Below are 8,090 nucleotides of genomic sequence, written 5' to 3'. Positions count from 1 at the left end.
TCATTGCCTTTTGGTTCATGTTTTGATGCGTCATCGTCTACGTGGACTGTGACATTAACTTCTTCTTTTGAACCGTCTGGGTATGTCACAACTACTGTACTTGGCTTGTCTCCTGGTGTGCTTACATCTGGTGTGTCCTTCCATTCGTATGTTGTGCCCTTTGGCATGTCATCCTTGTTTGTGATACCATCTTCTGCATTTGGTGTCTTGTTCAAGTCTGTGTCGATGTCGTTACCTTTTGGTTCATGTTTTGATGCGTCATCTGTTACATGAACTGTTACTGGCACTTCATCCTTTGAGCCATCTGGGTATGTTACTACCACTACGCTTGGTTTGTCTCCTGGTGTGCTTACATCTGGTGTGTCCTTCCATTCGTATGTTGTGCCCTTTGGCATGTCATCCTTGTTTGTGATACCATCTTCTGCATTTGGTGTCTTGTTCAAGTCTGTGTCAATGTCGTTGCCTTTTGGTTCGTATTTTGTTGCGTCGTCGATTACATTAACTGTTACCGGCACTTCATCTTGTGTACCATCTGGATATGTGATAACTACTGTACTTGGCTTCTTACCTGGTGTGCTTACATCTGGTGTTTCTTTCCATTCGTACTTTGTACCTTCTGGCATATCATCCTTGTTTGTGATACTATCTTCTGCTTTTGGTGTCACATTCAAGTCTGTATCAACATCTTGACCTTTTGGTTCGTACTTAGCTGAGTCATCTGTTACATGGACTGTTACCGGCACTTCTTCTTTTGAACCGTCTGGGTAGTGTACAACTACTGTACTTGGCTTGTCGCCTTCTTTACTTACGTCTGGCTTTTCTTTCCATTCGTATGTTGTACCCTTTGGCATGTCATCTTTGTTTGTGATGGCATCTTCAGCGTTTGGTTCATGGTTCACACCAGTATATAGGTCTTGGCCTTTTGGTTCATATTTTGTTGCATCATCAATTACGTGAACAACTACAGGAACTTCATCTTGTGAGCCATCTGGGTATGTTACTACTACTCTACTTGGCTTGTCACCTGGTGTGCTTACATCTGGATTTTTAACCCAAGAGTATTCTGTACCGTCTGGCATGTCGTCCGTGTTTGTGATAGCATCTTTTGCCTTTGGTAACACATTCAAGTCTGTTGTAACGTCTTGACCCTTTGGATCTTTAACTGGTGCATATTGTGTTACGTGCACTGTTACTGGCACTTCGTCTTGTGTGCCATCTGGATATGTGACAACTACTACGTTTGGCTTTTCACCTACTGTACTTACGTTTGGTGTTTCTTTCCATTCGTATGTTGTATCTTTTGGCATGTCATCTTTGTTTGTGATGGCATCTTCTGCCTTTGGTTCGTTGCCTACTGTTGTGTAAACATCTTGACCTTTTGGATCATACTTTTCATTATCTGGTCTTGGGTCTGTTACATGAACTGTTACATCAACTTCTTCGCTTGAACCGTCTGGGTAGTTTACAACTACTGTACTTGGCTTGTCGCCTTCTTTACTTACGTCTGGCTTTTCTTTCCATTCGTATGTTGTACCTTCTGGCATGTCATCTTTGTTTGTGATGGCATCTTCAGCGTTTGGTTCGTTGCCTACTGTTGTGTTTAAATCTTGACCTTTTGGTTCATGCTTTTCATTGTCTGGTCTTGGATCTGTTACATGTACTGTTACATCAACTTCTTCACTTGAACCGTCTGGGTAGTGTACAACTACTGTACTTGGCTTGTCGCCTTCTTTACTTACGTCTGGCTTTTCTTTCCATTCGTATGTTGTACCTTCTGGCATATCATCTTTGTTTGTGATGGCATCTTCAGCGTTTGGTTCGTTACCTACTGTTGTGTTTAAATCTTGACCTTTTGGATCATTAGTAGTTGCATCATTTGGTGTTACAGTAACTTTTACTTTAACTGTTTCAGTATCCCCATTAGGATATGTTACTTCAACTTCTACATCTTTATCTTGAACTGGTGTATTTGTTGATGGAATATCACTTGGGTTCTTAACCTTGAGTGTTGTTCCTGCGGGTTTATTGTTAAATGTTACTTTTTCAATGACTTGTTCTTCTGTGATTGCTGGATCACCTTGTTTAACAGTAATTGAACCACCAGTTGGTGTTACTGGAGTGATTTCAACTGGAACATCTACAGTTGCAGTTGAACCGTCAGCGTATGTTACTTCAACAGGAACTGTCCCTTTATCGCCAGCTGTTTGTGTTGATGGAATTTGTGCTCCATCAACAAGTTTGTATGACTTAATTTCAGCATCCTTATCTGTGTCAATTTGTGCACGTAAATCATCAACTGTAATCGCTGTTGCATGTTGTGGTAAAGTCAATTTATCTGCTGTTGCTTTAACAGAATCTTTAATTGGACGGTAATTCAATGTTACCGGTACAATATTTGAACCAATACTATCTTTTGTATCTGCTGTAACTGTATTTCCATACGTTACCTTCAAGTATGCTTTAATTCCTGTTCCATACTTTGGTAGGGTGTCTGCTGAAATCTTGTTTCCATCTTTATCGACTAATTCTACTTTTTGAATAAAGTCTGCTGGTTGTTTTTCTTTTCCACTTTCTACCTTGTATAACTTAGTGATTTGGTCTTCTGTGAATGTATCACCGTAATCGTGGGTATCTTCACCACCTGTTACTTTTGTAAAGACAAATCCAAAGCCATAATTATTTGGTCCTTTATAAACTGTTCCGGCTTCATTTTCTAACACTAATCGTCCGCCATAGTAGCCTAAAACGGCTGGCGTTTTTACAGTTCCTGTCACATTCCCTGTGGTTGGATCCATCGCTAATCCATAACGATCTAATAATACGTTAACTTTATCTTCAATAAAGTTATGGTTTTCCCATTCATACTTTGTAATTGGGCTTGCAGAATTTGCGACTACATCAATTCCACTTTCCTTTGTTAGCGTAATGTTATTTGGTAACCAATATGTTACTGGTGTAACGTTAATCTTTGGTGTTACCTTCACTGGTACATTAACGTGGTCTGTTGTTCCATCAGTATAGGTCACTGTTACAGGTACTGTCTTATCTCCTACTGTACTTGTTACATTTGGTAAGTCAGTTGGATTATCAACTGTTACAATAGCATCTGCTGGAATATCTATTACTTTCCCTGTAATTTCATCTGCTGAAATAGGGTCCCCTTCTACTTTTGTTAATGTATCTGTAGTTGGGGTAGTGTCATCTGCTTGAGAAGTTTGTGGTGCATCAGTAACTGTTACTGGAACATCAACTTCTAATTCGTGTTGTGAACCATCTTTTTCTTGATAAGTAACAACCACTGTTACAGGATTTTTCTTACCAACAGTATCTGTTGTTGGAAGCTTAGCTGGATCTTTAACAGCTTTTGAACTACTGTAGCTTCGTTTGGTAATTGAGCCACCGTTACGTTATCAGTAATTTTTTGTGTTAATACAGCTGGGGTTGTGTTTAATGGAACTTCAACTCCTGTTGCACTTGCAGTTGCCAAGCTCTCGAAATCATAAACAGCTGATGGTGTACCACCAGTATAAATGTTGTATTCATAATAACCTGTTGCATTATTTGTTGACATACTTGCTGTAAGTTTAGGATCATCACCTAAATAGCGGTAATATTGTTCATCCATTCCAATGTAAATTGGACGATCAAAACCAGGACGCGTTACTTTAACAACCCCATTGGCTTTTCCGTCTGTTGTTACTTGACTTGGATCTTTTAATACCGCTTTTGTTTCGTCATAAACCTTTACTTCACCACCATAACCGGCATTAACTAATGGTGGCATTGTTTCATAGTAATCAGAAACCTTCCCTGGAACCGCTTCATAAACCGCACCAGTTTTGTCTAACTTAATATTTTCTCCACCTAATTTAAAGTTAGACAAACGACCTGTAAGAGTATCTCCTGAAACAGTTAGTCCAGTTTGGTTAACAACTTCTGATTCGTAATTATCATAAGTTTGCTTAGCTGGTGCAGTGAATTTTTGCCCTGCCATACCAGTTAAGGTAACAGTACCAAGTAAAGTCCCGTTCTTATCACGATATTCTGAAACTGCAGAAACTTTAGTAGGAATCATGTAACGATCTGATTGCCATGCCCCACGTCCAACATATGTTGGTTGTGCTGTACTCCATGTATATAAAGTTTCATCTGAGCCATAACCGTCATTTTTTGACCATTCTACAATATTTCCACGCTTAGAAATTGTGTATGTAGAAATAGTATGACTTCCATCTGTTAATTCTTGTTGTGAGAGTTGTTTATGGTTATTGTCATAGAAACTTACAAATAATCTACCAGTACCTTCTGTGTCAGTTGAAAATACAACTGAATATGCTTTTTTCCTGTTAATTGTTGCTGCACCGTATCTATCAAAAGTACCAAGAACTGCAAAAGTATAGTGATTTGGATCACTATCTACATTAAACTTAGCTCTTGCATTAGAATCTCCACTTGCTTCCGGACGCAATGTTGGTGTTGGAAGTGGTTCAATTGAATACCCAGCTGTTGAAATCTTATCTGGATCAGATGAAACAATTGAGCCCATTGGTTGGTCAGCTGGAGTAGTTGCTGCTCTATCGTCTCCTGTTGCTGGTGATGTAGCTACTTTACTTTCACGTAGCATTTCATCTGTAAAGTTTGGTGTATTTGTTGTATCAAAAGTTGTAGTTTGTTTCGTGTCAGTATCAGCTGCTGTTGGTTGTGCTTCAGCGTTAACTACTTTTAAAGTTGCTGTATCTGAGGCAGCCCCGTCTTCATTATTATCAAGTGCGTCATTAGTGGTTGTTGTACTTGTTGGTTCGTTTGATGCAACTTGGTCAGCTGAAGCATTTCCGTACATCATAAATGTTGCCCCAATTAAAACTGAAGCTACACCTACACTAAAACGTTTGATTGTAAAACGTTGTTTACGATCTTCAAACTTTTGTTGTTGTAGTTGTTTGTTATTTTTTGATAACATTATATTTCCCCTTTTATATTTTCTTTATACTTATTGTAAAGTTAAAAAATATATACATAGATAGTTGATAGCTTTTTTAAGGTTACTAAACATCTATTATATAAAATATTTACTCTTTAATTTTAGTTTACTAAAACATTGTTCGTCAACTCATAACATTAGAAAATTCATATTTTTTTCAAATTTTTCATCATAAAATTTTTTTACAAAAAAAGGTTTGAAAGCACGCTCAATGCGTCTTTCAAACCTTTTTAAGTTAATATCTATTTTAATTAGTAAATAGATTTTTCAATTCTATTTATCTTCTTTACGTCCAACTGCACCTAAACCAAACATTGATCCAACAGCTACTAATGCTGCACCAATTAATGATGTCTTTTCATTAGCTTCACCTGTTTGTGGTAATTCGTATTCACCTGCGTAACGGATAATGCGGATAATCACACCTGTTTCTGTCATTTCCACATATGCCCATTTACCGTTAATGAATCTCCAACCGTAACGTGTTTCATATCTTGTTCTTGTATGAGTTTCTGTTAAGGTTACAGTCTTTGTCTTGTTACCGTTGTTTACATTGTCACCGTTGTTTACATTTGAAGTATTTCCTTCATTTACTAATCCATTGTTTGTACCCGTAGTGTTTCCTTCGTTTGAAGTTCCGTTATTGGCACCATTATCAATTGCAGGAATTACATCTACTGATCCATCTGGGTAAGTAATTGTGGCTGTACCGTCATCGCCAACTGATACCTTTGTTCCTTCTGGGAAGTTACCCTTGTTTGATTCGTTAATCTTGTCGATAACTTCTTGTTTTTCTGCATCTGTTAAGTGTGTTGAATCCTTAACTGGTGTCTTAACTGGAACTACTGGTGTTGTCTTGTCAGCATCTGTATTGTCTGAACCATTGTCATTCTTACCTGCTTCATGACCTTTAACTGGTACAGTAACCTCAACTGGTGTATCCATTGATGGATCTTTTACTGTTACTGTAATTGGTCCGTCAACGTTCTTACCTGGTGTTACGATAATGTGGCCTTGGTCATCAACCTTAACTGGGATGTCATTGCCATCTTCATCTTTAGCTGTTACTGTTGTGTCCTTTGTAGGATTCTTAACAACTACACCTGTGTCTTGGGCGTCATCTGTTGGATTTACTGGTGTCTTACCACTTTCATCAACTGATGTCTTGCCTGTTACAACTTGGTCGCCTGGAATTGTATCTGTTGAGCCATCTGGGTATGTTACTGTAACTGTACCGTCATCGCCTACTGATACCTTTGTTCCTTCTGGGAAGTTACCCTTGTTTGCGTCGTTAACTTTATCTGTAACTTCTTGTTTTTCTGCATCAGTTAAGTGTTTTGTATCATTAACTGGTGTCTTTTCTGGAACTACTGGTGTTACTTTGTCTGCGTCAGACTTGTCTGAACCATTGTCATCCTTGCCTGCTTCATGACCTTTAACTGTCACTTCTACCTTAACTGGTGCGTCCATTGATGGATCTGTTACTGTTACTGTAATTGGTCCGTCAACATCCTTGCCTGGTGTTACGATAATGTGACCCTTGTCATCAATCTTAACTGGGATGTCATTGCCATCTTCGTCTTTAGCTGTTACTGTTGTGTCCTTTGTTGGATTCTTAACAACTACACCTGTGTCTTGAGCGTCATCAGATGGATTTACTGGTGTCTTGCCACTTTCATCAACTGATGTCTTTCCTGTTACAACTTGGTCGCCTGGAATTGTATCTGTTGAGCCATCTGGGTATGTTACTGTAACTGTACCGTCATCGCCTACTGATACCTTTGTTCCATCTGGGAAGTTACCTTTATTTGCGTCGTTAACCTTATCTGTAACTTCTTGTTTTTCTGCATCAGTTAAGTGTTTTGTATCATTAACTGGTGTCTTTTCTGGAACTACTGGTGTTGTCTTGTCAGCGTCAGACTTGTCTGAACCATTGTCATCCTTGCCTGCTTCGTGACCGTTTACTGGTACAGTAACGTTTACTGTTCCCATTGATGGATCTGTTACTGTTACTGTAATTGGTCCGTCTACATCCTTACCTGGTGTTACTACAATGTGGCCTTGGTCATCAACCTTAACTGGTACTTCGTTTCCATCTTCGTCCTTAGCTGTCACTGTTGTGTTATTTGTAGGATTCTTAACTACTACACCTGTGTCTTGGGCGTCATCTGTTGGATTTACTGGTGTCTTACCACTTTCATCAACTGATGTCTTCACTGTTTCTGGCTTGTCTGAACCATTGTCATCCTTGCCTGCTTCGTGACCGTTTACTGGTACAGTAACGTTTACTGTTCCCATTGATGGATCTGTTACTGTTACTGTAATTGGTCCGTCTACATCCTTACCTGGTGTTACTACAATGTGACCTTGGTCGTCGATTTTAACTGGTACTTTGTATCCATCTTCGTCCGTAGCTGTCACTGTTGTATCTTTAGTTGGGTTCTTAACTACTACACCTGTATCTTGAGCTTCATCTGTTGGATTTACTGGTGTCTTACCACTTTCATCCACTGATGTCTTCACTGTTTCTGGCTTGTCTGAACCATTGTCATCCTTGCCTGCTTCATGGCCGTTTACTGGTACAGTAACGTTTACTGTTCCCATTGATGGATCTGTTACTGTTACTTTAATTGGGCCGTCTACATCCTTACCTGGTGTTACTACAATGTGACCTTGGTCATCAACCTTAACTGGTACTTCGTTTCCATCTTCGTCCTTAGCTGTCACTGTTGTATCTTTAGTTGGGTTCTTGACTACTACACCTGTGTCTTGAGCGTCATCTGTTGGATTTACTGGTGTCTTGCCGCTTTCATCAACTGATGTCTTCACTGTTTCTGGCTTGTCTGAACCATTGTCATCCTTGCCTGCTTCGTGACCGTTTACTGGTACAGTAACGTTTACTGTTCCCATTGATGGATCTGTTACTGTTACTGTAATTGGTCCGTCTACATCCTTACCTGGTGTTACTACAATGTGGCCTTGGTCATCAACCTTAACTGGTACTTCGTTTCCATCTTCGTCCTTAGCTGTCACTGTTGTGTTATTTGTAGGATTCTTAACTACTACACCTGTGTCTTGAGCGTCATCTGTTGGGTTTACTGGTGTCTTA

Annotated in this window: 3 protein-coding genes; all 3 read right to left on the bottom strand. The window is 39.3% G+C overall.

Annotation, left to right across the window (positions count from 1 at the left end; all coding sequences use genetic code 11):
* Positions 1 to 3,299, bottom strand: a 3,299-nt coding sequence (locus JCM14209_RS09780; protein ID WP_025022971.1) for a Rib/alpha-like domain-containing protein, incomplete at its 3' end; no start/stop codon positions are given.
* Positions 3,300 to 3,301: 2 nt separating this feature from the next.
* Positions 3,302 to 4,960: a YSIRK-type signal peptide-containing protein gene (locus tag JCM14209_RS08080; RefSeq protein WP_025022970.1), complete on the bottom strand. Its 1,659-nt coding sequence runs from the start codon at positions 4,958 to 4,960 to the stop codon at positions 3,302 to 3,304.
* A 294-nt stretch (positions 4,961 to 5,254) separates the two neighbouring features.
* Positions 5,255 to 8,090: MiiA motif-containing surface protein (locus tag JCM14209_RS08075; RefSeq protein ID WP_025022969.1), on the bottom strand; the 2,836-nt coding region annotated here is incomplete at its 5' end.

Origin of the sequence: Ligilactobacillus hayakitensis DSM 18933 = JCM 14209, from assembly GCF_000615845.1 — a bacterium.
Taxonomy (GTDB): domain Bacteria; phylum Bacillota; class Bacilli; order Lactobacillales; family Lactobacillaceae; genus Ligilactobacillus; species Ligilactobacillus hayakitensis.
This window is presented reverse-complemented; position numbering and strand designations above follow the sequence as displayed.